Annotated in this window: 28 protein-coding genes and 1 riboswitch; of the genes, 8 read left to right on the forward strand and 20 right to left on the reverse strand. The window is 41.0% G+C overall.

The window, feature by feature from the left end; all coding sequences use genetic code 11:
• Positions 1 to 98: 98 nt before the first annotated feature.
• Complete coding sequence (gene hemW / locus MMO38_RS09065) at positions 99 to 1,253, reverse strand: radical SAM family heme chaperone HemW (protein ID WP_241323302.1); 1,155 nt, start codon at positions 1,251 to 1,253, stop codon at positions 99 to 101.
• A gap of 140 nt (positions 1,254 to 1,393) precedes the next feature.
• Here hemW and MMO38_RS09070 point away from each other — a divergent pair, with 140 nt between their 5' ends.
• The 4 genes from MMO38_RS09070 (at position 1,394) to MMO38_RS09085 (ending at position 5,462) form a co-directional block, all read left to right on the forward strand.
• Positions 1,394 to 1,855 (forward strand): DMT family transporter, encoded by a 462-nt coding sequence (locus MMO38_RS09070; RefSeq protein WP_241323303.1) that lies wholly within the window; start codon positions 1,394 to 1,396, stop codon positions 1,853 to 1,855.
• Between the two features lie 287 nt (positions 1,856 to 2,142).
• The gene (locus tag MMO38_RS09075) at positions 2,143 to 3,492 is read left to right on the forward strand and encodes an MATE family efflux transporter (RefSeq protein ID WP_241323304.1); all 1,350 of its coding nucleotides are present in this window, start codon (positions 2,143 to 2,145) and stop codon (positions 3,490 to 3,492) included.
• Positions 3,493 to 3,773: 281 nt separating this feature from the next.
• Positions 3,774 to 5,066, forward strand: coding sequence for an AarF/ABC1/UbiB kinase family protein (locus tag MMO38_RS09080; RefSeq protein WP_241323305.1), 1,293 nt, complete (start codon positions 3,774 to 3,776; stop codon positions 5,064 to 5,066).
• Between the two features lie 141 nt (positions 5,067 to 5,207).
• A complete protein-coding gene (locus tag MMO38_RS09085; protein WP_004668481.1) occupies positions 5,208 to 5,462 on the forward strand; it encodes a type B 50S ribosomal protein L31 in 255 nt (84 codons plus the stop codon).
• A gap of 112 nt (positions 5,463 to 5,574) precedes the next feature.
• Here the strand turns inward: MMO38_RS09085 and MMO38_RS09090 are convergent, their stop codons facing one another.
• Positions 5,575 to 5,904, reverse strand: a complete 330-nt coding sequence (locus tag MMO38_RS09090) for a DUF190 domain-containing protein (RefSeq protein ID WP_004668479.1) — start codon at positions 5,902 to 5,904, stop codon at positions 5,575 to 5,577.
• 15 nt (positions 5,905 to 5,919) lie between these two features.
• Positions 5,920 to 6,300, reverse strand: coding sequence for a fluoride efflux transporter CrcB (gene crcB, locus MMO38_RS09095; RefSeq protein ID WP_004668476.1), 381 nt, complete (start codon positions 6,298 to 6,300; stop codon positions 5,920 to 5,922).
• A 131-nt stretch (positions 6,301 to 6,431) separates the two neighbouring features.
• Positions 6,432 to 6,498, reverse strand: a riboswitch (Fluoride riboswitch).
• Between the two features lie 134 nt (positions 6,499 to 6,632).
• On the opposite strand from crcB, the gene MMO38_RS09100 reads away from it, so the two are divergent.
• Positions 6,633 to 6,965: a HopJ type III effector protein gene (locus MMO38_RS09100; RefSeq protein ID WP_241323306.1), complete on the forward strand. Its 333-nt coding sequence runs from the start codon at positions 6,633 to 6,635 to the stop codon at positions 6,963 to 6,965.
• Between the two features lie 49 nt (positions 6,966 to 7,014).
• On the opposite strand, the gene MMO38_RS09105 is transcribed toward MMO38_RS09100, so the two are convergent.
• Positions 7,015 to 7,680: a hypothetical protein gene (locus MMO38_RS09105; protein WP_241323307.1), complete on the reverse strand. Its 666-nt coding sequence runs from the start codon at positions 7,678 to 7,680 to the stop codon at positions 7,015 to 7,017.
• Between the two features lie 237 nt (positions 7,681 to 7,917).
• Here MMO38_RS09105 and MMO38_RS09110 point away from each other — a divergent pair, with 237 nt between their 5' ends.
• A complete protein-coding gene (locus MMO38_RS09110; RefSeq protein WP_241323308.1) occupies positions 7,918 to 9,165 on the forward strand; it encodes a crosslink repair DNA glycosylase YcaQ family protein in 1,248 nt (415 codons plus the stop codon).
• Between the two features lie 37 nt (positions 9,166 to 9,202).
• Here the strand turns inward: MMO38_RS09110 and MMO38_RS09115 are convergent, their stop codons facing one another.
• From MMO38_RS09115 to MMO38_RS09135, 5 genes are all read right to left on the reverse strand, one after another.
• Complete coding sequence (locus MMO38_RS09115) at positions 9,203 to 9,805, reverse strand: flavin reductase family protein (protein ID WP_241323309.1); 603 nt, start codon at positions 9,803 to 9,805, stop codon at positions 9,203 to 9,205.
• A gap of 15 nt (positions 9,806 to 9,820) precedes the next feature.
• Positions 9,821 to 10,231: a GFA family protein gene (locus MMO38_RS09120; RefSeq protein WP_241323310.1), complete on the reverse strand. Its 411-nt coding sequence runs from the start codon at positions 10,229 to 10,231 to the stop codon at positions 9,821 to 9,823.
• Between the two features lie 128 nt (positions 10,232 to 10,359).
• Positions 10,360 to 11,622, reverse strand: a complete 1,263-nt coding sequence (dctA, locus tag MMO38_RS09125; RefSeq protein ID WP_241323311.1) for a C4-dicarboxylate transporter DctA — start codon at positions 11,620 to 11,622, stop codon at positions 10,360 to 10,362.
• Between the two features lie 125 nt (positions 11,623 to 11,747).
• A complete protein-coding gene (locus MMO38_RS09130; protein WP_241323312.1) occupies positions 11,748 to 12,944 on the reverse strand; it encodes a TIGR03862 family flavoprotein in 1,197 nt (398 codons plus the stop codon).
• Positions 12,937 to 13,581: a tRNA (guanine-N(7)-)-methyltransferase gene (locus MMO38_RS09135; RefSeq protein ID WP_241323313.1), complete on the reverse strand. Its 645-nt coding sequence runs from the start codon at positions 13,579 to 13,581 to the stop codon at positions 12,937 to 12,939. Before MMO38_RS09135 ends, MMO38_RS09130 begins: the two co-directional genes overlap by 8 nt.
• Before the next feature lie 404 nt (positions 13,582 to 13,985).
• Between MMO38_RS09135 and MMO38_RS09140 the strand changes: the two genes are divergently transcribed.
• Positions 13,986 to 14,177 (forward strand): DNA gyrase inhibitor YacG, encoded by a 192-nt coding sequence (locus MMO38_RS09140; RefSeq protein ID WP_034594877.1) that lies wholly within the window; start codon positions 13,986 to 13,988, stop codon positions 14,175 to 14,177.
• Between the two features lie 15 nt (positions 14,178 to 14,192).
• On the opposite strand, the gene MMO38_RS09145 is transcribed toward MMO38_RS09140, so the two are convergent.
• The 6 genes from MMO38_RS09145 to pqqA all read right to left on the reverse strand — a co-directional run bounded on the left by MMO38_RS09145 (position 14,193) and on the right by pqqA (position 18,523).
• The gene (locus MMO38_RS09145; RefSeq protein WP_241323352.1) at positions 14,193 to 15,242 is read right to left on the reverse strand and encodes a dipeptidase; all 1,050 of its coding nucleotides are present in this window, start codon (positions 15,240 to 15,242) and stop codon (positions 14,193 to 14,195) included.
• A 14-nt stretch (positions 15,243 to 15,256) separates the two neighbouring features.
• Positions 15,257 to 16,417, reverse strand: coding sequence for a pyrroloquinoline quinone biosynthesis protein PqqE (gene pqqE / locus MMO38_RS09150; protein ID WP_241323314.1), 1,161 nt, complete (start codon positions 16,415 to 16,417; stop codon positions 15,257 to 15,259).
• Positions 16,414 to 16,698 carry a pyrroloquinoline quinone biosynthesis peptide chaperone PqqD gene (gene pqqD / locus MMO38_RS09155; protein ID WP_241323315.1) on the reverse strand — a complete coding sequence of 95 codons (285 nt, stop codon included), beginning with the start codon at positions 16,696 to 16,698 and terminating at the stop codon, positions 16,414 to 16,416. Before pqqD ends, pqqE begins: the two co-directional genes overlap by 4 nt.
• Complete coding sequence (gene pqqC / locus MMO38_RS09160; protein WP_005194867.1) at positions 16,691 to 17,452, reverse strand: pyrroloquinoline-quinone synthase PqqC; 762 nt, start codon at positions 17,450 to 17,452, stop codon at positions 16,691 to 16,693. Before pqqC ends, pqqD begins: the two co-directional genes overlap by 8 nt.
• Before the next feature lie 9 nt (positions 17,453 to 17,461).
• Positions 17,462 to 18,373: a pyrroloquinoline quinone biosynthesis protein PqqB gene (gene pqqB, locus MMO38_RS09165; RefSeq protein ID WP_241323316.1), complete on the reverse strand. Its 912-nt coding sequence runs from the start codon at positions 18,371 to 18,373 to the stop codon at positions 17,462 to 17,464.
• A 75-nt stretch (positions 18,374 to 18,448) separates the two neighbouring features.
• The gene (gene pqqA, locus MMO38_RS09170) at positions 18,449 to 18,523 is read right to left on the reverse strand and encodes a pyrroloquinoline quinone precursor peptide PqqA (RefSeq protein ID WP_001982218.1); all 75 of its coding nucleotides are present in this window, start codon (positions 18,521 to 18,523) and stop codon (positions 18,449 to 18,451) included.
• A gap of 446 nt (positions 18,524 to 18,969) precedes the next feature.
• Here pqqA and MMO38_RS09175 point away from each other — a divergent pair, with 446 nt between their 5' ends.
• Complete coding sequence (locus MMO38_RS09175; protein ID WP_241323317.1) at positions 18,970 to 20,706, forward strand: hypothetical protein; 1,737 nt, start codon at positions 18,970 to 18,972, stop codon at positions 20,704 to 20,706.
• A gap of 66 nt (positions 20,707 to 20,772) precedes the next feature.
• Here the strand turns inward: MMO38_RS09175 and MMO38_RS09180 are convergent, their stop codons facing one another.
• The 5 genes from MMO38_RS09180 to MMO38_RS09200 form a co-directional block, all read right to left on the reverse strand.
• Entirely contained in the window at positions 20,773 to 21,417 is a 645-nt protein-coding gene (locus MMO38_RS09180) for an MBL fold metallo-hydrolase (protein ID WP_241323318.1), read from the reverse strand.
• Positions 21,418 to 21,446: 29 nt separating this feature from the next.
• Complete coding sequence (gene hemH / locus MMO38_RS09185; protein ID WP_241323319.1) at positions 21,447 to 22,463, reverse strand: ferrochelatase; 1,017 nt, start codon at positions 22,461 to 22,463, stop codon at positions 21,447 to 21,449.
• 70 nt (positions 22,464 to 22,533) lie between these two features.
• Entirely contained in the window at positions 22,534 to 23,562 is a 1,029-nt protein-coding gene (locus MMO38_RS09190; protein WP_241323320.1) for a DUF4062 domain-containing protein, read from the reverse strand.
• Between the two features lie 103 nt (positions 23,563 to 23,665).
• Complete coding sequence (murI, locus tag MMO38_RS09195; protein WP_004668454.1) at positions 23,666 to 24,544, reverse strand: glutamate racemase; 879 nt, start codon at positions 24,542 to 24,544, stop codon at positions 23,666 to 23,668.
• A 44-nt stretch (positions 24,545 to 24,588) separates the two neighbouring features.
• The gene (locus tag MMO38_RS09200; RefSeq protein ID WP_005194852.1) at positions 24,589 to 25,200 is read right to left on the reverse strand and encodes a DUF1285 domain-containing protein; all 612 of its coding nucleotides are present in this window, start codon (positions 25,198 to 25,200) and stop codon (positions 24,589 to 24,591) included.
• Between the last annotated feature and the right edge of the window lie 133 nt (positions 25,201 to 25,333).

Consider the following 25,333-nt stretch of genomic DNA (forward strand, 5'->3'; position numbering starts at 1 on the left):
AGGTTTTTTTATTGGCTATCATATAAATTGTATATGTCTAAACGATGACAAAATATATTGAATGACTTCAAGTACCTTTACTCAAAGTCACCCTCTCCTTATAAAAACTTTTCTAATACCGAATTTAAGAAGATATGTCCTTGTTCAGTACAAGCAATTTTATTGAGATCTGCAACCAATAACTTCTTGTCACGAAGTTGATTTAAGGTTTCGCTCAAATCATTCAAATCTAGCCCAGTTCGTTGCGCATACAACTCAGCATCTACGCCGTCATTTAAACGCAAGGCGTTCATCATAAACTCAAATGGCAACTCATCTGCTTCAATTCGTTTCATTTGTACGTGATCGGCAGGAACCTTGGCTAAATAATCTTTAGGCAAACGTGTTTTTTGGAAACGATAAACGCCATCAGGATAAGTGACTTTGCCATGTGCCCCTGCTCCAATCGCTAAATAGTCCCCAAATTGCCAATAATTCAAGTTATGCGTCGATGGCAATTCTTTACGCCATGCGGACACCTCATAATTGAGATAACCATTGGCTTTTAAATACGCCTCGCCTTGCTCTTGGATATATTCCAAAACATCATCTTTTGGTAATACTGGCTGAGTTCGGAAAAAAACCGTATTCGGTTCAATGGTCAGTTGATACCAGCTAATATGCGTTGCTCCGTGCTCAACCGCAAGCCTAAGATCCATTAAAGCCTGTTCTTGCGTCTGTTGTGGCAAACCGTGCATCAAATCCACGTTGACCCGTTCAAAACCCGCTTGTCGGGCTTGCTGAATCGCATCAAGCGCATTGTTGGCGGAATGAATCCGTCCTAAGCGTTGTAAATGTTCGGTATCAAAACTCTGCACGCCAATCGACAAGCGATTAATGCCAGCAGCTAAATAATCTGCAAAGGGATCATGTTCAACAGTGCCAGGATTGGCTTCTAAAGTAATTTCGCATCCTGCTTCAAAGTTTAGACGTGCTTTGAGCTGGTCAAAGAGCCATGTATAACCTTGGGCAGAAATGAGAGATGGCGTTCCTCCCCCAATAAACACACTATGGATTGAACGTCCTTGTGCCATTTCCACCTGCGTCTCAAAATCGGCCACCAAAGCAGCTAAGTATTGCTGCTCTAAATCCATGGACAATTGCCCATCAGGTACCGCATGCGAATTAAAGTCACAATAAGGACATTTACGCACGCACCAAGGCATATGGATATACAGTGAAAGTGGAATATTTGCTGGGTTTAAATGACTCAAAGTACAGGCTCAATAACAGAACCTCATTATTTTAACACGACTACCTTAGACGCTGTTGTGACTTCAAACATGTCAACTGACTTACCATCATGTTTGTATTCAGTTAGACTGTCAGCATAAATAACAATTAGACCAATCATATGATGAAAATTTCTAGCCAATTGCTCCTTTTTCTCCCCCTCGCTCTAGGTGTCGGTGTGGCAATGGCCTTTCAAACTGCGATTAATGCTCAACTGAGAGAATATTTACATTCTCCACTTCAAGCTGCCTTTCTGTCATTTTTAGTGGGTACAGTGATCTTGGGATTTTTAGTCTATTTTCAAAGTGCAGCAAAACCTAATTTAAGTGAACTTTCACATATTCCTTGGTTTTTATGGGTCGGAGGCTTACTTGGGGTTTATGCAATCAGTATGAGCATTTATACTGCTCCCAAACTGGGATTTCTCACATTTTCAGGTCTGGTCATCTTCGGACAAATGGTTATTTCAATGTTATTAGACCATTTTGGTTGGTTAGGTACAGATAAAACGCCGATCAATTGGCAACGTCTCCTTGGCAGTATCGTGATTTTTATCGGTGTTTTACTCACGTTACAGCGCTAGGGCCTATTGATATTTCACAGATGCTTGCGACAGAGGAGATTTTTTAGATGGTACAAGGCATGTTTAACGAAATTTAGTCATTCTAAATGAGATAAACATAACGTAGTAACGGCAAAAAATCTCCCTGTCCCGAAGGGTTATGGCTAAAACCTCTCTAAACTTCGTTATGAAACTTGACAAGGGAGCCGCCATTGCCTACGTTTCATGCCTCGTTTATGTCGTTTTAGCCAATAACGCAATGCATGGCTGAAATACCAATAAGCCCTTATTCCTTAAGAGTATTTTTAGTGTCCCACATCACCAGCGCACGGTTTGAACTTAAACATCTGTTTCATTTAATGTTACCCATCTTAATGACACAGTTTGCTCAGGCAGGCTTTGGCCTCATTGATACCATTATGGCGGGGCATTTATCTGCTGCCGATCTTGCAGCAATCGCAGTGGGTGTCGGTTTGTGGATGCCCGTTATGCTGTTATTTGCAGGTATCATGATTGCAACGACTCCGCTTGTCGCAGAAGCAAGAGGTGCTAAAACGCCTGAAAAGATCCCGACCATTGCCCGTCAGTCGTTATGGGTTGCCGCTATTTTGGGTACAATTGCCCTGTTAATTATGCAAACGCTGCCGTGGTTATTACCAGTATTTGGGGTACCTGAAAGCCTCGTACCGAAAGCCAGTTTATTTTTACATGCGATTGGTTTTGGTATGCCTGCGGTGATGATGTATGCCGCGCTACGGAGTTATTCAGAAGCTTTGGGTCATCCCCGCCCCGTCACGGTGATCAGCTTAGTTGCACTGGTGGCGCTGATTCCGTTAAATCTGATTTTTATGCATGGCTTTGGGCCAATCCCCGCATTAGGCAGCGCTGGCTGCGGCTTTGCCACTGCGATTTTACAGTGGTTGATGCTGATCAGTTTAGCCCTTTATATTTCCAAAGCCAAAGCCTACCAACACGTTCCAATCTTTACAAAATGGGAAAAAATTGATCCAGCATGGACAAAACGGATTTTACTCTTAGGCTTACCGATTGGTTTGGCTATTTTCTTTGAAGTCAGTATTTTTAGTACAGGCGCACTGGTATTAAGTCCCTTAGGGGAAAATGCGATTGCAGCGCATCAGATTGCAATCTCAGTCACCTCAGTCCTATTTATGATTCCGTTGTCCTTGGCGATCGCATTAACTATTCGTGTCGGGATGTATTACGGTGAGAAAAATTGGCAAGCCATGCGCCAAGTTCAAAAAATTGGACTGATGAGTGCGACCTTTTTTGCAGCATGTACTATGATCCTGATCGCGATTGCACGACCATATATCGTAGCAGTCTATACCACTGATTTAGATGTGATTCCTGTCGCGATGTATTTGCTTTGGTTTGCAATGGCTTATCAGTTGATGGATGCGTGGCAAGTCAGTGCAGCAGGTTGTTTACGCGGCATGCAAGACACGCAAGCACCGATGTGGATTACCTTGATGGCGTACTGGGTGATTGCTTTCCCAATCGGCTTATATTTGGCTCGTTATACCGCTTGGGGCGTGGCAGGGGTTTGGCTAGGACTGATTATTGGCTTAAGTATTGCCTGTGTATTCTTGATTGGACGTTTATATTTAAATAACAAACGACTGGCGAATTCCACATAAATTACATTGAATTTCAATATTATATATTTCACATATATTATTGAAGATTAAGTACTTTTTTATAATCAGCAACAGCGATCGTGAAGGTGGCATGGATGCCGCCAATGCCTATACACTATATTCGATTTCACCCATAAAAATGAAGCCATACAAGTTTTTCTTATTCAGTGCATCATGATTCAATACTTACATCACTTAACATTTTGTTATAGGCAATTTAAGTTTTGTCACCTATGATCAAGAGATGACTTCCAAACCTGACCATATGAGGTGCAACCGCCATGGCAAAACATGCAAGCTCTCCCAGTAAACGTTTTTTTAAACTGGCTGGCATGACCGCAAGTATTGCCAGCAAAAGTGTTGCCAATTCGATTCGGAATCTCACCGCAGATGAAGAACAAAAAAATGCTGCACGTAGTCAATTCTTTCAAGAGGTCGGTCTACAAATTGCCGATACGCTTGGAGAAATGAAAGGCGCGGTCATGAAAGTTGGACAAATCGCCTCGCAATATAAAGATATTTTTCCACCTGAAGTGGCTAAGGCAATCGCAAAACTACAACGTCAAGCTCCTGCCATGCCCTTTGCTGCGATCCAACAACAAGTCGAAAAAGAACTCGGAAAACCTCTAAAAGATATCTTTAGCTCTTTTGAGTCAGAACCTTTTGCAGCAGCTTCAATCGGTCAAGTACATCGTGCTGTGCTGCCTGATGGGCAAGCTGTTGTGGTCAAAGTGCAATATCCTGGTGTTGACCAAGCCTGCGAAAGTGATTTAAAACAAGTCCGTTTAGCTTTACGCTTGATGGGTGTTTTAAAAATAGATAAAAAGCTGCAAGATCAATTGTTTCAAGAAATCCAAGACAGCCTCTCTGCTGAACTGAATTATGAAATTGAAGCACAAAATCTAGAGGTGTTTCGAACTTTCCATGAAAGTCTGGATGATCAAGTCATCATTCCAAGCGTTTTTAAAGCGTATTCGTCTCGCCGAGTGCTGACCTTAAGTTTAGAACAAGGTGAATCCATTGAAACCGCAAGCACTTGGTCGGTTGACACACGCAATCAAATCGGTCGTCGCTTAATTCGTGCTTTAGGACAAGAAATGTTTTTCTTAAAACGTTTCCATTGTGATCCTCATCCGGGGAACTTTGCCTTTCGTGAAGATGGAACTGTCATCATTTACGATTATGGCAGTGTTAAAACCCTATCTCCTGAGATCATTCAGCATTTTAAAGCATTGGTAAACGCCGCCCGCCACGAAGATATTGACCAAGTCGAAGATTTGTTGGTTGAATTAAACTCGATTGCTGAAAAGCAAAAATTCCCAAGTGAGCTGTATGTGCAATGGATCGAAATTTTATTGCGTCCATTAAGTACACATTATGACTTTGCAGAAAATTCATCTCATCACGATGGTATGCGTCTGGTGAAAAAGTCATTGAAATATTGGGATGTATTTAAGCCCTCTCCAGATACCTTAATGGTGAACCGTACCATCTCAGGACATTACTGGAACTTAATTCACCTTAAAGTGCATGATAATCTGAATGATCTGTTTGAAGAGTTAGTACCAAGTTAATAAACATAGCCTTTTTTTCGAAGCAGGAAGAAAGGGCTTTTTTACGCTTTGCTCCATTTGAAACAATAACTTGAAATAGATTAGATTGACTCCATATATTGTTATGTTATAACATTTCTATAAACAATAGGAGTATTTCAAATGCGTAAAGATATTCATCCTGCTTATCAACAAGTGCTTTTTCATGACACCAATGCCGATGCCTACTTTTTGATTGGTAGCACACTTCAAACGAAACAAACTAAAGAGTATCAAGGTCAAGTTTACCCATATGTAACCTTAGATATTTCAAGTGCATCGCATCCGTTCTATACAGGTGAAGTACGTCAAGCAAGCAATGAAGGTCGTGTTGCAAGCTTTAACAAACGCTTTGCACGTTTTAATCGTAAGTCTTAATCTAATTTTAAGGTTAAACGATTAAAGTAAAAGAATTCGAAGTCTAAGGCTATTATCTCCTCCGCTTAGACTTCTTTTTTTATGTCTAAATTTTACCTCTGACAACTATTGGTTAAACGTCGAGTGACGCTTGCCCAATAAAACCGAACTCAATCGGTGTTTTGACATAGAACAAAGCAACGTGTTTATCACTGAGATAATTTAATAATTCAGTTGCCTGTTCAGCAGTCACTGCAAGTTGTATCTGTACAGGCTGATCCGCTAGCTCAAAGAACCCAGCAGAATGAAATTGACCGCGATGGTCTAAACCTTGACTGGCATTGATCACTGTTGCACCACGTAGATTCATCTGTTTTGCGATCGCCAACAACCACTCTACAATTGATTGACCTGCATATTGTCGATTCTGAGCCGTATAAAAAGTAATTAAAAATCCATTCATTTCATCACTCCAAAACTAAGCCGTACTTAGCCATTGATGTAAACTCATGCCCAAAATCGTAAACAACAATGAACCCAAAACATGAATTAGAATCGTAAGTGCCGCATATTCCAATTTGCCACTTTGCAACAAAGCAATGATCTCAGCTGAAAATGTCGAGAAGGTGGTAAGTGCGCCGCAGAATCCTGTAATCACAAACAGTTTATAGTTGGGACTCAAAGAGCTTTGAGAAAAATATGAAATCGCAAAGCCAATAATAAAGCCACCAACAAAATTAACGGTGACCGTACCCAAAGGAATATTGGGAAAGATGGGATTGAGTTTTAAACCAATAAACCAACGCAACCATGCACCGAGCACAGAACCCATTGCAATTGAAATTAAGGAATAATACATCATGACTCCAAAATTAAACTTGGAGAAGAAAAAGTATTCTGCATGGATTGATCAATATTCTTCTGGAAGCTTTTCATCGGCGAACTCTTCAATTAAAACAGAGCACGCACACAGCTACGTCCCCTGTTTAGGGTCACGTAGGCATCATTAGCCACAACGGCGGTTTGTAATAGGAGGAATACCATCTCCTTTATTTTTCTAAAATAACATAATTTTTAGACAACTCAACCGATCTTTTTGAGTTGTAAGGAAACTGTGCATAAGCATTCAGTTATCCACAGTTTCCTCATGTTATGATGCTCGCATTCATTTTATACACATGGAATTTTAAAATGGCTCAAACATTATTAGCGCAATTAAAAGCAGGTTCTGCCAAGTTTGCAGATGTGTTGGCATTTATTGAAGCACGTTATCAGCATAACCCAACCGCTTTTCAAAATGGTGCACAATTCAATGCTGCAACAGAAAACCAAGGCAGTGCCAAAGTATTTTCTTTTGCCAAAATCGAAGGCTTAAATGCTGAAGAAACCTTAAGTTTATTTGCTGAGCATTACGCTTCTGTGCTTACAACACCAGAAGGAACGGATCACCAAAACATTCGTCAATTTATGCAAAATGGTTGGGATGGTGTGAAATTTGAGGGTGAGGCGCTAACTGCCCGTTGATATTGAAAAGACAGGAAGGTTTCCCTTCCTGCTTGCCACCCTACTCCGATCATGCATTTACAACTAAAGCGGTAAAAAGCCCCATTGCTAGCACATAAAACGTGATCGGAAATGCCAGAAACCAAAACTTCGCCCATCCGTTGGTATTAAACACTGAGGTTGCAGCTCGATAGCTCACCCAACATGACCAAAATATAAAAGGAATTACCACCAAGTTCAAAATTGATGAGTTTTGATACGCATCAAGATAACTGCTATACATCAATGTCTGTAATATTGTGACAATCATAACAGGCAAAGCTGTGACCAAAGATTGTAAAGCCCAAATATGTCGGGCCAGTTGTGGGTCTGCGTCTTTGGCGCCTGAAAACTGTAAACGCTTTTTATACCACCAACCGTGTATCAACCAAACAATTACAGCAGAGATCGTTCCCAGCCCTAAAACGAGTAACCAATAACTCCACCAAGCATCTGTAATATCAAGCATTAATGATGTACGATTTCCAAATTCTGCTTGAAGCAACTTTTGATCGACTCGATCCATGACAGAAAATACACCTATTAAATAGGCAGCTATCATAATACTGCGATGATGATAGATTGCTGGCAAAGAAAAAAATGTCTTCGGTTGCAAGAACAGCATCCATAAGTTTTTGGGCGAAAATGGTAAAATTTCTTTTTGCTCTTGTTTCTCTAAAGATAATTCAGTATTCATAAATACTCTTAATAAATTGATTTAAAATATTTTATGTTCTAATAATAGCCAATGCCGCGCAGAAAAAGAAGTTTCATTTTATCACTTGATAAAATAATGCACGCCTTTACCAACCGCACATCTCGTCGTGAAATACTTTTTTAGTTTCGCCTGAATGATTTCTGAAGGTGTGAAATTTAGAAATGTAATATTCAGCGAAATAATAAATGTTTGAATAAAAAATACCTGAGGGAAATCATGACGATTAACCAAGCTGATCTATTAAAAAAACTACGACTAATTACATTTGAAGCGCAAGGTCTGAATCACAAAAAACCTTTTGGCTCAGGAAAAGCGGCTGTTCTTGCGACCTTACAACAGCTTGGATATGTGCAGATTGATACTTTATCGGTGATTGCGCGGGCGCATCATCATACTTTTTGGACAAGAATTCCGGATTATCAGCCACAACTTCTTGATCAATTAGTCGCAGAACGTCAAATATTTGAATACTGGTTTCATGCTGCGTCGTATTTGCCCATGCAAGATTTTCGCTATGCTTTACCGCAAATGCTAAGCATTAAAAATGGTGAATCTCGTTATTTTAAAGCGGATCCTCAAGTCATGCACAATGTGTACGACAAAATCCGTATTGAGGGACCGCAAAAAGCCAGAGATTTTGAAAGCTTAAGCAAAAGTAATAGCAGTTGGTGGAATTGGAAACCAACGAAAATCGCGCTTGAGCAGCTTTTTATGCAAGGGGATCTCATGATTTGTGCCAGAAATGGCATAGAAAAAGTTTATGATCTGAGTGAAAGGGTGCTGCCCAGTACGATCAATACCACGCCACCAACAGCATTAGAATACGCTGAATATCTGGTCAAGACTTATCTTAGAGCGTATGGCTTTACCACCATCAAGCAAATAACACATTTAAAAAAAGGACAAATATTACGTCAAAATGTTGAAAAAATTCGAAGTCAAATGCTTGAGGATAAAATCATCCAAAAGTTCGAAGGAAATGAAATACAAACGATCTATGTGCGCACTGATTTACTTGAAAAAACCTATAACACGGATCATAGCAACCTTTGCTTACTCTCACCTTTTGACAACTCAATCATTCATCGTGAACGCGTAAAAACCTGCTTTGACTTTGATTTTCGTCTTGAATGTTACACGCCGCAAGCAAAAAGAAAATATGGGTATTTTTGTTTGCCTATTTTATTTGGTGATGTTTTTATTGGCCGGGTTGATTGTAAAGCTCACCGTAAAAGCGCTCAGTTTGAGTTAATTCATCTGCATATTGAAAATACCCAAATTGATATCGCATTGTGGCTAATACCTTTTCTAAAAACACTACATCGTTTTGTACTTTTTAATCACTGCCAATCAATTTATATATCACGTATTAGCCCAATTGAATTATCAAGTACGATTCATGAGTTTATTAAAAATGGCTGGGATAACATTCAGTTTGAAAATGAAATTTTAACAACAAAATAAGAAATAGGAGGCGTCTCCTCCTATTCTATCTACTCTGTTATGGTCGTTTGAGTTCTCGCAATTCAGTGGTTAAACTATAAAAATCACCACCCATTTTCCCGACACTGTCGAGTTGCTGTTGATCAATCATTTTGCCATCCCATAAGCGATCATCCACATATATGGATTTCACATCAAGCAAGGCGACTGTTCCACCTGATGGCAACGTACTCAGTTGAATCACCTCTCTTAGATGACACTCGTAGCGAATCATAGAATCTTTGACCGACAAAGGCTGCACTTGATGGCTTGGACAGGATTCAATCTCAGCAAAATCAAATTCACTTTGCTCTGCGGAAAGTGAAGCACAGGTCAAATTCATCTTTTCAAGTAACTGAGCATTGACGATATGTACCACACACGCTTTGGTGTCGATTAAATTTCTTAAGGTATCTTTATCATTGCCAGTTCTTGGATTTACTTGCGAATACCAAAGAATAGGAGGATTGCAACTGGCTACATTAAAGAAAGAATAGGGTGCGAGATTGGCAACCCCATCAGCAGATACGGTGCTTATCCACGCAATCGGTCGAGGGGTAATTCCGCCCACCAATAGTCGATAGATTTCATTTGCCTCTAATTTCGATGTCTCAAAAATCATAATCAGATACTTCGTTTAAGGACGTTCAGCATATTGTGGTAAATCATCGGCTATGCAGTCCCACTCGGCTTTGGATGCAGTGAAGATGTGCATACTTGGTTTTTGCTGTAAAGGCGTATCTAAGCTCCCGATTCTTAGGCGGTAAAGCTCTGGCTGTGCATCGCGCGAACTAATCAATGGCGAACCACATTCTCCACAAAACCAACGGTAAACACCTGCTGTTGCAAACTTTTTAATTAAATTTTCACCTTGTATAATTTTAAAATCTGCACTGTTAATCGGTGCATTGGTTGCAAAGGCTGTTCCATTGGCTTTACGACAACGTTGGCAATGACATTGGATGATCTCACCAATTTCACCGTGAATCTCATAGTGAATCCCATCACATAAACAACGACCATGATATACAGGTGTAGTGTGAGACATTTCTTATTCCTTAAATGAATTTTCACGTAAAAATATAGGCGAGATCAGCACACCATGCAAATCGTGAATAGCATTTAGATGAGACTTTTCAATTTACTCAAACTATTCTTCTCGAAATAAAGCGCCAGCTAAACCTTTTGATCCAATACTGCCCGTGCGCGTGCATGATCAATATCCTTTTCCCAATGTGCGATTGCGACTGTAGCCACACAGTTCCCGATCAGATTGGTACAAGCACGTACAATCCCGATGAACCAATCCACGGATAATAACAACACTAAACCTATGGTTGGAAGACTCGGAATGACCGACAAAGTGGCTGCCAGAATAACCAATGCAGAGCCAGGAATACCATGTGCACCTTTTGAGGTCACCAATGACACCAGTAAAATTGCCAGAAGATCGTGCATGGATAGATCAATATTGCAGGCCTGAGCGATAAAAATCACACCCAGTGTTAAATAAATAGAAAATCCGTCTAAATTAAACGAGTAACCCGTTGGAATGACCAAGCCAACTGTGGAATCCTTGATTCCTAGATTTCTCAGTTTTTTCATGATCTGTGGCAGAACAGAATCAGAAGATGCAGTACCCAATACGATGGACAACTCTTCTTTAAAATAATTCAGGAATTTAAAAATATTTAACCCTGCCAACTTAAGAATCCCACCTAAGATAATCAGCACAAATAAAATACAAGTCACATAAAACAACAACACCAGATAACCGAGTTGAAGCAGTGAATCGACACCAAACTTTGCGGTGGTATATGCCACTGAACCCAACACCCCAATTGGTGCTAGCCGTATGATCAAACCCATCATTTTAAAGAATACTTCAGAAAATGCTTCAAGTGCCTGACAGACCAAATCACCCAAATGTTTTGGGATCAACAAGAGTGCAATACCAAACAAAATCGCAATCAGTAAAACTTGTAAAATGTCACCACTGGCAAATGCATCAACAAAGGTTTTTGGAATAATGTGTAGAAGAAAATCGGATCCCGTACCCATCGTATGTGCTCGTTCGGTATAAACACTAAGATCCTTTCCGTCGAGTTTACTGATATCAATATTCATGCCGACACCAGGTTTAAATACATAAGCAATGACGATGCCCAACACCAGCGCAATACTGGTCACAATCTCAAAATATAAAATCGTTTTTGCACCGACCTTTCCCATTTTCTTGATGTCATTGGCACCATACAGACCGAGCACCACCACACAGAAAACAATCGGTGCAATCAACATTTTGATCAAAGAAATAAAGCCATCGCCTAAAGGCTTCAATGCTAAAGAGAAATCGTGAAAGCTGATACCAACAATAATCCCAAGAATTAATGCCAGAACCACCTGAAGAAATAAACTGGATTTAAGCTTTTGCCACATCGTAAATTCATCAACCAAAATGATAAATCTCAACAGTGCAAAAAACCCGCCAACACCCGAAAATAAAGAATATTTAGAACATGAAAAATACACAAAATTTAAGCAATGCTTTGCAAAACATCATCTTAAATGAGTTTGCTCACAAGATGATGCACACCTTCCCCTGCTGCACGCCCTGTTGCAAAACAAGCTGTCAGTAAATAGCCACCTGTTGGTGCATCCCAATCCAGCATTTCACCACAGCAGAACACATGCGGGTTTGATTGCAATTGTAGTTGCGGCGACAGCACCGCTTGTTTGACTCCACCTGCACAGCTAATCGCCTCCTCTATTGGGCGGAATCCATCAAGAGTAATGCTGAGCTGTTTAATCTGCTGTGCCATCTGTTTTGCATCTGACCATAGGCTTTTTTCAACCACTTCACGAAGGAGATTGATTTTGACTTGATCCAAACCTGCTTTACGCCAAATATTGGTGAGAGACTGTTTTTTATTTGCTTGTAGTTTCTTTTCTAATTGTTCGAGACTTACATCGGGCAGCAAATCTAAATAAAGTGCTAATTTTTGCTTCTGAGAATTTTTGCTTCTTAAATCACGACCCAGTTTATAAATCACACCACTTTCAAAACCATAATGCGTGATTACGATATCACCGTGCGTCTTTTGCGCTGACTCTACCCACGCATCCACGCGCTTAATTGGCTGCCCAAAACAGTCCTGCATAAACGACGACCATGCTTTCAATACGCCTGCATTGCTGGCTTGGAATGGCTCAACCTCGTCATTCGACAACCATTGCTGCCATAGACCATCGCTACCCAATTGCGACCACGACACCGCTCCACAGGCCAATACAATCGCATCATAAGCTGCTGTAAAACGTTGACTTTGATTTTCGATGGTCAATTGATTATTGGATAAACCAACACAACGATGTCGATAGTGAAATTTGACGCCATCCGCCATCAATCGTTTTAACCAAGCCCGAAGTAAAGGAGCGGCTTTCATTTCTACAGGAAACACCCGACCTGAACTACCGATATAGGATTCAATACCCAAGCCTTGCATCCAGTCTTGAATCCACTTTGCATCCCATTGTTTGACCCAAGGCGCTAACCATTCGGCGTGATCATAACGCTGTAAAAAGTGCGTCATCGGCTCAGCATGTGAGATGTTCAAGCCTGTTTTGCCAGCCATGAGAAACTTTCGCGCAGCCGAAGGTTTTTGTTCAAATACTTCGATTTCATAACCATATTGACTGAGAACTTCAGCCGCCATTAAGCCTGCTGGTCCTGCGCCAATAATTGCAACCCGCTTAGACATCACGTTTCTCTTGCGCGTTTTGTCCTTGTAAAGGTGCAAAATCATCAAAGCGAGTTGTATAAGCTTCAGGTTTAGTGATAATCAATTGCTGGCAAAGCTCACCACGTTCTAAATATTTGATTTCAAAATGTGTTCGCGCAGAATCCGCTGCAATTTTTTGTTTCTGATATGGTAGCTTCCACACGTCAATTAACTGCTGCTCTGCTTCATCAATATATTCAGGAATATTACTCGCCAAGGTAATCGTGCCATTTGGCTGAAGACGTGACAGTAAAAACTCAAAGAACGGCATATTCAACCAACGCTGTGCTGGGTTATGCGGTTCTGGATTTGGATAAAGAATGAAAAATTGTTCTACCTGAGCTGGAAACAAAGCATGTACCACCCAAGGCAATGCATCGGCATGAATAGGATGTAAACGTTCACGCGCATCAAGCTGATGCTGTTTTTGCATGGCCACAAATTTTTCTTTGGTCCGTTCAATCGCATACAATGCTGTTTGTGGATTTTGGGCAGTAAATAACAGCGCATGTTTGCCTTTTCCCGCACCTATTTCGACACAGATCGGGGTGTTTGGAATTGTGATAAAATCACGTGGTGCTTGCATGCGTTGTGCTTGAAATTGACGAATCGACATAATCCCATCAAACTATCTATAAATCGGCATAAGTCTATCAACTGACTTTACTTTTGCCTAATCTATTTAGGGTCTGTTAACATTTCACAGATGCTTGCGACAGAGGGCATTTTTTAGCTGATGCAAGGCATGACTTATGAAATTTAGCTATTCTAAATGATGAGAAACACTGTTTCGCAAGATAACGCTGCAAGTAAAATACCCCTGTCCTTGCGCTGCGATCAAAGCAATGCTTTGCTCTTGCTCAGGTTATGGCTAAAACTTCCCTAAACTTCGTTATGAAACTTGACAAGGGAGTCGCCATTGCCTACGTTTCATGTCTTGTTTATGTCGTTTTAGCCAATAACGCAATGCATGGTTGAAATGTCAACAAACCCTCTTGTTTTTAGGAATCTTCTATGTCTATACCTCGTACCTTTCCCTGCCCGCGTTGTGGAGAAGCTAGCACTTGGGAAGGCAACGCATTCCGTCCTTTCTGCTCTGAACGCTGTAAAATGATTGATTTAGGTGCTTGGGCAAGCGATGAATATAAAATCCCAACCCAAGAGTCGCCTCAAGCTGATGTAAAACGTGGTGAAGATGAGTATGAAGATTAATCTTCTTCTCTCTTGCTAAACCCAAATTCGATTCAGTACATCTAGCCAGTTACGCCAGCAAAGTTTTTCAATCAATTCACTTGAATAATGACGCTGCTGCATTCGCTCAATCAGCTTGGAGATACCTGTGACATCTTCAAGTTCTGTACTGATCAATGCGCCATCGAAGTCTGAACCAAAACCAATATACTCTTCACCAAGCCGATCCATCATATAGTCCAGATGATCTAAAATCACATCAATCGGTGTATCGGCGTTACGCTGCCCATCCGCACGTAAAAATGCCACGTCAAAATTGATGCCCACCATTCCTTGACTATCACGGATGGCTTTCAATTGTGCATCGGTCAAATTTCGTGCCTGCGGACATAAAGCATGGGCGTTGGAATGCGTTGCTACTATCGGCTGCTGTAAAATATCGACGCTATCCCAAAAGGCACGTTCATTCATGTGGGACACATCCACAACGATTTTTCGATCAGCACAACGCTGTAGAAAAGCTTTGCCCTCCACCGTAAGTCCTGCGCCCGTGTCAGGTGAATGTGGGAACTTTGCATTCAAGCCATGACCAAACCGACTCGGTCTATTCCACAGTGGCCCAATGCTGCGTAGCCCTGCCTGATAAAACACATCAAGCAAATCTGGATTGTGCTGTAAAGATTCCGCACCTTCCATGTGCAGTACCATCGCTAACTTTTGCTGCGCACGACAACGCTGAATCTCCTCAACCGATGTACAAATTTGAATGTCATGAGAGCGTTGCGCTAACTGTTGAGCTAAGTTCAATTGTTCTAAACAAATCTGCTCAATCTGCTGCTGGCTAAAATCAGTCGCATGTGGGTCAAATAATTTATTCGGATGATGTTGTTTTACATAGGCATATGGCGGTAGGAAAATTGCAAACATTCCGCCAACAAAACCTGCTTGTTGACAACGTTTTAAATCCATATGTCCTGCTAACCGCTGATGAATAAAAGCATGCACGGGATCAGGGTCATCACTGAGCCATAGCCGTGTTAGCGCATCATTATGACCATCAAAAATGGGCATGTTGCCGTGATTTATGCTGATCGCTTCCATCACAATGATTCATCTAGAATATTTTGAACAGGAATAAGCTGTCGAGCTATAAATCGTTTGGAGTTTTTACTGTTGCGAAATAGCATTCCTTCTAGCGATGAATCTTGATGACTTTCCAAACGTGCTTGTTCAAGCAACGGATGATAGGCAGATTTACCACAGACAGGATCTGCATTGGCAGCATCCCCCGTCAACATATAGGCCTGACAGCGACATCCACCAAAATCGCGCGCTTTATCTGGGCAACTTCGGCAACTTTCAGGCATCCAAGCATCACCCCGAAAATGATTAAAGCCAGTCGATTCATACCAAATTTCGGACAGGCTGTGCTCACGAACATTTGGAAAAGCAATCGGTAGTTGTCGCGCTGCATGACACGGAAGCGCAACGCCATCAGGTGCAACGGTAAAGAAGATCTTCCCCCAGCCATTCATACAGGCTTTTGGTCTTTCTTCGTAATAGTCAGGCACCACAAAAATAAGTTTGCAAGGATGATTTTGCGCTTTTAACTTTTCCCGATATTCATTGGTAATACGTTCAGCACGAATAAGCTGTTCTTGTGTCGGCAATAAACCTTGTCGATTCAAGAATGCCCAACCATAAAACTGACAAATCGCCAACTCCACGGTATCGGCATTGAGTTCAAGACAGAGTTCGATAATCTGTTCGATTTGATCAATATTATGTCGATGGATCACAAAATTCAGAACCATCGGATAATCATATTGCTTGATCAGTCGGCACATCTGATACTTCTGTTCAAAAGCATGTTTGGAACCTGCCAGAGCATCATTGACCACCGCATCACTGGCTTGAAAACTGACTTGAATATGATCAAGACCTGCCTGTTTCAGACCCGCAATTCGTTGTTCAGTCAGCCCCATACCAGAGGTAATCAGGTTGGTATAAAAGCCTTGTTGATGAGCGTGTGCAACCAATTGTTCCAAATCCTGACGCACCAACGGCTCGCCACCAGAAAAGCCCAGTTGCACCGCGCCCATCTGACGTGCTTGATCAAACACGTCGAACCACTCTTGTGTGGTCAGTTCATGCTTATGCTGTGCATAATCCAAAGGGTTTGAACAATATGGGCATTGCAACGGACAACGATAGGTCAGCTCCGCTAACAACCATAAAGGCAAACCAACACCTTCGGTCATCGTAAATCAATCCAATATTGCTGCTGAGCAACCAACATATAATCAACCACATCTTGCTCAATATCAGCTACATCACCAAACTGTTGTTTTAATTCGGCAATAATCGCAGAGACATTGTTCTGCCCATCAATATACTGACCAATTGCCCCCGCACTTTCATTCAGTTTGATCATGCCTTCTGGATACAAAATCACAAAACCATTTTGAGCAGGTTCAAACTGAAAACGATAACCTTGTCGCCAAGTAGGGATCAGGTTTAAATCCAATGCTACTTTATTCACGAAATAACCCCTTATGCCATACGCGCTCTGTGGTCACAGGATGATACGGCGCTTGATGATGCACATGAGCCAGTGTCAACGCATCTAAAATGCTCCATAAAATATCCAGTTTAAACTGTAATATTTCTAGCATGCGTTGTTGTTGTTCATATGTGGTAAATGAATCCAGCGTAATACTCATCCCATGCTCAACATCTCGGCGCGCCTGACTGAGACGAGAACGAAAGTATTCATAGCCTTGATCATCAATCCACGGGTAATGCTGTGGCCACGAATCAAGACGAGACTGATGAATTTGTGGTGCAAATAATTCAGTTAGAGAACTACTGGCAGCTTCGCGCCATGTGGCACGGCGTGCGAAATTGACATAAGCATCAACGGCAAAGCGTACACCCGGCAGCACCAATTCTTCTGAAATCACTTGCTCACGGCTCAGACCCACGGCTTCCGCCAAACGTAACCATGCTTCACGACCGCCACCATCAGGATATTCGCCATCCTGATCAAGCATGCGTTGAATCCACTCCTGACGAACACGCTGATCAGGGCAATTTGCCATAATGGCGGCATCTTTGAGTGGAATATTGATTTGATAATAATAACGGTTTGCCACCCATGCCTGAATTTGCTGCTGGGTTGCTTTGCCCTCATACATCATCACATGAAAAGGATGATAAATATGGTAATACTGCCCCTTATCCAGAATGGCTTGTCTAAATTGTTCTGTACTGAATGCTTCAGGTGTTTGTGTCATATATTCACCTTAGAGTTCAATCTGCATGCCGTCATAGGCAACCTCTACCCCATGCGCTTTCAGTTCAGCACATTGAGCAGAGTCTTCATTTAAAATTGGATTGGTATTATTAATATGAATCAGCACTTTTTTAGGTCGCTCAAGCTGATTCAAATAAGACAACGAACCACCTTCACCACTGATATAGAGATGTCCCATTTCACGACCCGTTTTAACCCCTACACCTGTTTGCTGCATTTCATCATCAGTCCAGAGTGTGCCGTCAATCATGACGCAGTCTGAATCACGCATAATCTGCATAATCGACTCATCAATTTTTCCAAGCCCCGGTGCATAAAACAATTGCTTTTGCGTTTTATGGTCTTTAATGATCAAGGCAATATTATCGCCTTCATGCGGATCATGGCGATGAGGTGAATATGGCGGTGCGGCACTTTGGATAATGAAAGGCAAAAACTCGAGCTGCTCAAAACCATCCATTTTAAAGGCCTGTTTCGGATCAATCTGGTGATATTGCAGTCCACCATTCCAGTGTTTCAGCATATTAAAAACAGGAAACCCACTGCTCAAATCTTGGTAGACCATCTCGGTACACCAAACATCCATTGGGCAACCTTCACGCAAGGTAAGTAAGCCAGTGGTGTGGTCGAGTTGGCTATCCATTAAAATGACGCTGCGAATCCCTGTATCGCGTAACTGACGCGCGGGCTGTGCAGCTTTGAAATCAAACAATTGCTGGCGGATATCGGGCGATGCATTCAGCAAAATCCAATCTGTGCCATTTTCAGAAATCGCAATCGAAGACTGAGTACGCGCTTTGGCGGAAATCGTACCTGTACGAACGCCATGACAGTTGGGACAATTACAATTCCACTGAGGGAAACCGCCTCCAGCCGCCGAACCTAAAACATAAATATGCATAAAATTAATATCTTATTAGAAAAAGATAAGCCCTAGAACATGACTAGGGCTTATGAAATATTCGAATGAGGGCGATTAACGCGCTTCGAAATACATCGTCACTTCGAAACCGATACGTAAATCAGTAAAAGCTGGTTTAGTCCATTGCATGAAATCGTCTCCAATGAGATTCATCTTGTGAAATTAAACAATAAATTCAATTTAAATGAAGTGTTCAAAAAATCATTCTAAATAAAAATAGCAGCTTTGTAGACCAGCTTGTACGAAGATATTGTTCGATAATTGTGATTTTTGTTCAAATTTTAGTATTCATCACAGCGCAATCCACCACGCATTCAGCTTATATCAAAAAATAAATAGAAAAATTAAAAAGATAAATTAGAAGAAATTAAGCAATAAAAACTTACACTTTTAAAATATGTGAATTACATCACAGTAATTTACTTTTTCATGATGCTGTGCAAATCTTAATCCAATGTTGCATAGATAAACAAATAGGGTTTAAGCCCAAAAACGTGTACATCAGGTTGATCCAATCGCATTGTTTGATATCGGCCCAGTTTATAAAAAATATTAAAATTTAACAGGATGTGTAAATGAATAATAATATCACCTATCAGCTTAAAGTTTTGGCAACACAAATTGATCCCCACTTAGATCAAGATTGGCAGCGCTCATTACAAGCTTTATTTTCCGACATTTCTCCGCAAGATCGTGAGAACATTTGCCAACACATCCTGCAACACAAGAAAATCCACTGGAATAGAAAAGACAATACCTTCTCATCACTGACAAAGCCTGACCTCAATGTGCTGAGCGAAAAAATTCACTATCCGTATATTAAAATGTTGCTCAACAAGATCATTGATTCTTTAGAAAGACTCCGACAGTACCATGATATTTACGAAATCTCAGACTATCTTGAGAATATCCTAAGTCAGATCAATAACATCGACACGGAAGATGATTTTGATTTGCAAGCACAGAAAAATCAGATTCTAAAGGAGTTTATCTATGTCGCTGCACAAATGATCCTCGCCAAAGAACATATCGCGCTTCCAAACAACCATCGAGGTATTAATAACGATATTATCAAGACATTTATTACTGAGGTTTTTCTCAAACAACAACTTTTAAAATACACGTTTAATATTATTCGCTCACATCAATTAAGAGAAGAAAAAAACCATCTCCTTAAATACGTCCTGTATAAGCAACAAAAAACCAAACAACTGGATATCGTCAAAACCTCTAAGTATATATTCGCACTTGCACCAAGCACCGAAGGCATTGTAAATACCTTTTCGATTCGACGATTTTTACAAGAAGAGCAATTGGAAGCCTGTGAAAATATCTATGTGAATGCCGCAATCCTGCATCTCGATCAAATCGACGATAGCTCACAGCAACAGCAGTTCCTCTGGCAGATCAACCATATCATTACCATCGATAAACAAGTGAATCACTATGTGTCCGATATTGTTCGTAATATCGAACTGTATACAGACAAAGTGCTGCTACCCTTTTTGATGGAACCACTCAACCCAAAAGGTATTTTTATTGAAAAACTGGTAGAACAACGGTTGATCGATTTTGAGCAAAAATTATGTCGTAATATTCTTGAGCCGATTGCAGATGCGCTAAAGCACGCTGTGCATCACACAGACGAATGTCATTATTTATATATCAGTATGAAACAAACGTTGGATGAGATTATCCGCCATTTTATTGCGTTCCAATCACAACCTTCGATCATCTGCAATAAACACGTCCACCTTTTTGTCGCTCGACTCAAATCTTATGCAACGCTGCTGCACAAACGACATGCCGATATTTTCACGGTATTTTCTTATGATGAATGGAAAAAGCATCATGCAGAGGCACTCGAACCGACCAATATGCTGAAAGATATTAGTACGCACTCTTTACAAGAATACAAGGATGCTTTCTCGGAACTAAAAGAAAACCAACGCCAGTTAAAGCAAAGTGTTAGCTTCTTAAACAAGCTATTCAACAAACCACAAAAAATAAAGGACAATATCCTCAAACTCAAAGAAAAAACTGCTCAAATTAAGAAAAATGCACATCAGGAAATCATTCGTATGCAACGACGCTTTCCTTCGTTAATTGTTTATTTAGAGTTTGAATCACTGATCTCTGTGAATCACAAAGAGCGACACTATGCCTTTCCAACAGGCGATAATGGCATTACCCGTTTACCTATTCTGATCCAAATTCCAGAGGACAAAGCCTCTTTTGATTTGCAAAGTATTTGTAATAGTTTGAATTTTGATATGAGCTTAGCCAATCAGAAGTGGCTTGAAACGATTTGATCTGCTCACCGAAATGATGGGAATATGCTTCTGTATAGCTGCTATACAGAAGCATATTTCAACGGCTTAGCCCGCTTTACTGGCAACAAATGGATTAAATTGTTTTTCGTAGCCAATGGTGCTGATCGGACCATGACCTGAAATAAATTGTGTTTCATCTGGTAGGGTAAAACACTCACGTTGAATTGAATCCAACAATTGCTGATGATTGCCTTTTGGAAAGTCGGTACGTCCAATCGAACCTTTAAACAAGACATCACCCGTCCAAAGCAAACCATGTTGTGCATTGTAGAACATCACATGACCCGGTGTATGACCCGGTGCAAAACGCACTTCAAATTCATCCTCACCGAGCTTCAGCACTTCTCCACCTTCTAACCATTGATCAACTTTGACAGGTTGCGGAATGGGAAAGCCATAACGAGCAGATACTTCCTGAATCATATCCAACCAAAACTGATCTTCTTTATGCGGACCAATCACAGGAATTTTCCATGTTTCAGCAAGCTCCCCGACTGCCCCCGCATGATCGAGATGTCCATGGGTTAACCACAAAGCTTTCACCTTTAAGCCTAAATCCTCAACTTCTTTTTTGAGAACAGCAGCATCCCCACCTGCGTCGATCAAAACAGCCTCTTTGCTCTCACTATCCCAAAGGATAGAACAATTTTGAGCAAATGCAGTAACAGGGACGATTTTGACTTGCAGCATAACAACCTCTGGCAGAGTAAAGCATCGACTTAACGATGGGCTAAGGTATGGGTGAGTGCGTCAAGATTAGCCTGAACCAGACTGGCAAGCAAATCTATATGTGCCTGATCAGTATTGAGTGCCGCAATATAAGCATATTCTCCGCCTCCAGCATGCTGGAAAATTTCTTTGTTTTGCATCGCAAGTTCTTCTAGCGTTTCTAAACAGTCCGCTGAAAAAGCAGGACTTAACACCTGAACAGATTTAACTTTTTGCTCACCCCACTGCTCAAGCAGCGTGTCGGTATAGGGTTTGACCCATTCTTGTTTACCGAAACGTGACTGAAAGCTAATCGCCCATTCATCCTCATTTAAATGTAAGGCTTCAGCCACTAAACGTGCTGTGACTCGGCAACGATCTGCATAAGGATCACCTTTGTCAGCATACGGTTGCGGAATGCCATGAAAAGACATGAGTAATTTCTCAGGCTTACCATGTTGAAGCTGGTAGTTGGTCACACTGTCTGCCAATGCTTGAATAAATAAAGGGTGCTGATAATAATCTTTAATGAGGGTGATACCCGGTAAATGACGTTGCTTAGGTATCCATTTAGCAAAAGCATCAAACAACGGTGCGGTTGATGTGGCTGAGTATTGCGGAAACAAAGGCAATAAAATTACATGCTCCTGCGGATCTTGTTCAAGTTGTGCTAGAACGTTATAAATACTCGGCTGACCATAGGTCATGGCAGGAACAACATTCAGATCAAAATGATGATTTTCATCTTCTAAACGTTGTTTAATCAATTGTGCTTGTTCAAGCACAATTTCTCGCATCGGGGAATCTTTTGACCAAACCGATGCATAAGCTTCGGCCACACGCTTAGGACGAAAAGTCAGCACAAATAATCGTAGAATAATCCACCAAAGTGCTTTAGGAATCTCAATCACACGCGTATCAGATAAAAACTGCTTTAAGAAACGACGTACTGCTGGCGCAGTAGGTTCATCTGGCGTACCTAAATTTGCCAGAACCACAGTCACTTTAGGTTTTGGTGTCGCTGACATAGATCGCATCCGCTTTTCATTGAGTTTATTCAATTACTTTAGCAGTTTTCGCGCCTTTTTATAAATTGGATTAATGCATTGTCTTAAACTGAAAAACCCGATTACTATCCAATACATTACTTTCTAAAAGTTTTTGCCCTTTTGTGGTCAATTGCCAAAGCATACGTTGGCGATCATCCCGTCCTGTCGGAATAATCCATTCATTTTGGCGCATTTGTAACTTGATCTCGTGCAACGCTCGAATATTCAGTTGAGCGCGTGACACCGCATGCGCTCTTGGCATTTCTTTTCGTGCATCATCCAAGCCTGTTTCATTTAAATACTCGTTCATGCGTTTCGAAAAATATTCTTCTGGCGTTGGGATTACAAACGCAGTCCCCAGTACATTTAGCAACTGCGCCCATGTCATTTTTCGATGAGGTCTCACTTCTTTGAAGTTACCATCCTGATAAGCGTGCATCCGATATTCAAATGCATATAATTCATACATCGAGACTTTTGGTACGCTGGTCAGTGGATCTGCTTCTCGACTACCAAGCTCTGTTTCAAGTTGTTTGACTTTAGCGCGTAAAGTATCAATTTCATCACGTAACACTTGGGTATTTTGAGGACGAACCCAGCCAACCACAGGATAACGCTCTAACATTTGCGGCATAGCCGAACGTACTGCAAGTTCCAAATCTCTTAAAGTACGATAACAAAACACTTGATCAACTTCGTGTTGCAGCTGCTTTCTAAACTCTTTGAATTTTTCTTTTAATTCAGCTTTATGATCATGCAATTGCGCCTCCCTAAATTCAGGCTCTTCATGCATAAACACAACAATCGGTTTTTGTTTGGTCATGGCATAAATATATTCCAGATGCATATAGCCCACACCTGAAACTGACTGCTCACCATACTGACTTCCCAATAAAATCACCACATAATCACAGTCATCAATCTGACGACGAGCAATCGAGGTACTAAGCGGTGTTCGCTGTTCTAACCCCCATGAGAAAAAACCCATACCAACCAAAGTCTGGGCTAAAACCGCTCGTTCTGGCTGCATTTCATGACCAGATGTCGAAATAAAGACTTGATAACGAGTATCTTGCATAGGCTAAGCCCCAATTCACTTATCAATAATATCAAGTTCTAATCTTGATTTTTGTTAAAAGATAACCCCGATAAAATATAAAATATGGTTCGATTTGGCACTTTCATGTGCTCACAACATCCAAATTTTGAATCGTCCATGTTATTTGTTTTGGTATAAGACGCTGTAGTACGGGTTCTAATACGACAGCATTGTTACCACTGACAAAACATTCAATACGTGCAAAACTATGACGCATTTTGTCAGATAATAACCTATTTTTTATCAAAATATATGCAGTTTGTCTCGCAACTGCTTGCCCTGAATCAATTAATTTTAACTTTTCATCAAAAACCTGACGAATCGCCTCTTTTAAAAATGGATAATGGGTACAACCCAACACCAAAAAATCAGCATCTTGATCAATCACAGGTTGCAAAACTTGCTGTAGTACTGACAAGCATGCTTCGCTCAATTGCTGCCCAGCCTCAACAAAAGGCACGAGTTCTAAACTGGTCACGGTTAACACTTTCACGCCTGCGGGTTCAGCAAAATGAGACATCACATCTTTAATCAGTTGTCCACGAAACGTAGCAGGTGTCGCCAACACAGCAACCACCTTGGTCTGCGTTTGGATCACCGCAGGTTTCAATGCAGGAACCAAACCGATTATCGGGAAGCGCTCGCCATAATGATCACGCAAATAATCTAAACTAAATGCTGAAGCCGTATTACAGGCCACCACTGCAACCTTACAACCTTGGCGGTATAACCACTCGATCGCTTGCGCTGTGAGTTGACGAATCTCCTGATCTGAACGAGCGCCATAAGGCACATGCTTGGTATCAGCATAATAAAGGATCCGTTCATTTGGTAAATGCTGAGCAATCTCTTGCGCAATCGACAGTCCACCGACCCCTGAATCAAAAATCCCAATCGGTGCATCTGAGCATGCATGAGGCATAGGGTCTAATAAAAGCGGCATCGCTTGAACGGCAGTCATACAAATCATTGGTACTTGTTTATTCGCTCTTTTAAGCTTAAACCTCAGGTGCTTAAATGCAAGACCAAATCACCACTTTTTAATGTTAAAACTGCCTCACCTTGCGCATTTTCAGACAAGTTACCGTAGTTAATCAGATGATAAAAACTCTGCCGCTGAATCAAGGCATTCATCCCAAAGCGCACATGTACATAAGGACGTAGCTCTCCCTCATATTCACGCATATAAATAGGATGTTGTTGATCCACAATCACCACATCTTGGTTGGTCGTTGTGAGCTGCAAATACGTCTTGCCTTCGATCTCAATCTGATCGGCCTGATTAATCAATAAAGGCTCATCTTCAACCTCGATTTCAATCTGTTCTACAGGTGTTTTGAGATAAAACTTTCCATCTTCTTTCCATAACACTTTACTAAACAGATCAAGTAATGCTTGTCGCTTGATCAATTGACCTTCGTGCCACCATTCACCATTGGCTTTTATCTTCAAATCCATTTTGCCACAATGCTTTGGATGCCATTGGTCTAAAGGTGGAATTGACCTTTTGTGACTTTGCTGTACATCTTTTAAGTATTGTGCAATGTTCATTAAGTTTTTATCATCAGGAAACACGATTTTTCCTGTATTCTGTGAAGAATCATTTTCATTTATCATAGTTTATGCCTTGCTGACGAGAAAATATGACCGCTCAGCCAATTGGCGAGATCAAGGTTTAAAACTATACTATCCCAAACGTTTGCAAGCACAATAGGTTCTTTTTGTGTTTGGCAATTCAGAACACTCATGG

Source organism: Acinetobacter sp. NIPH 1852 (assembly GCF_022549455.1).
Taxonomy (GTDB): Bacteria; Pseudomonadota; Gammaproteobacteria; order Pseudomonadales; family Moraxellaceae; genus Acinetobacter.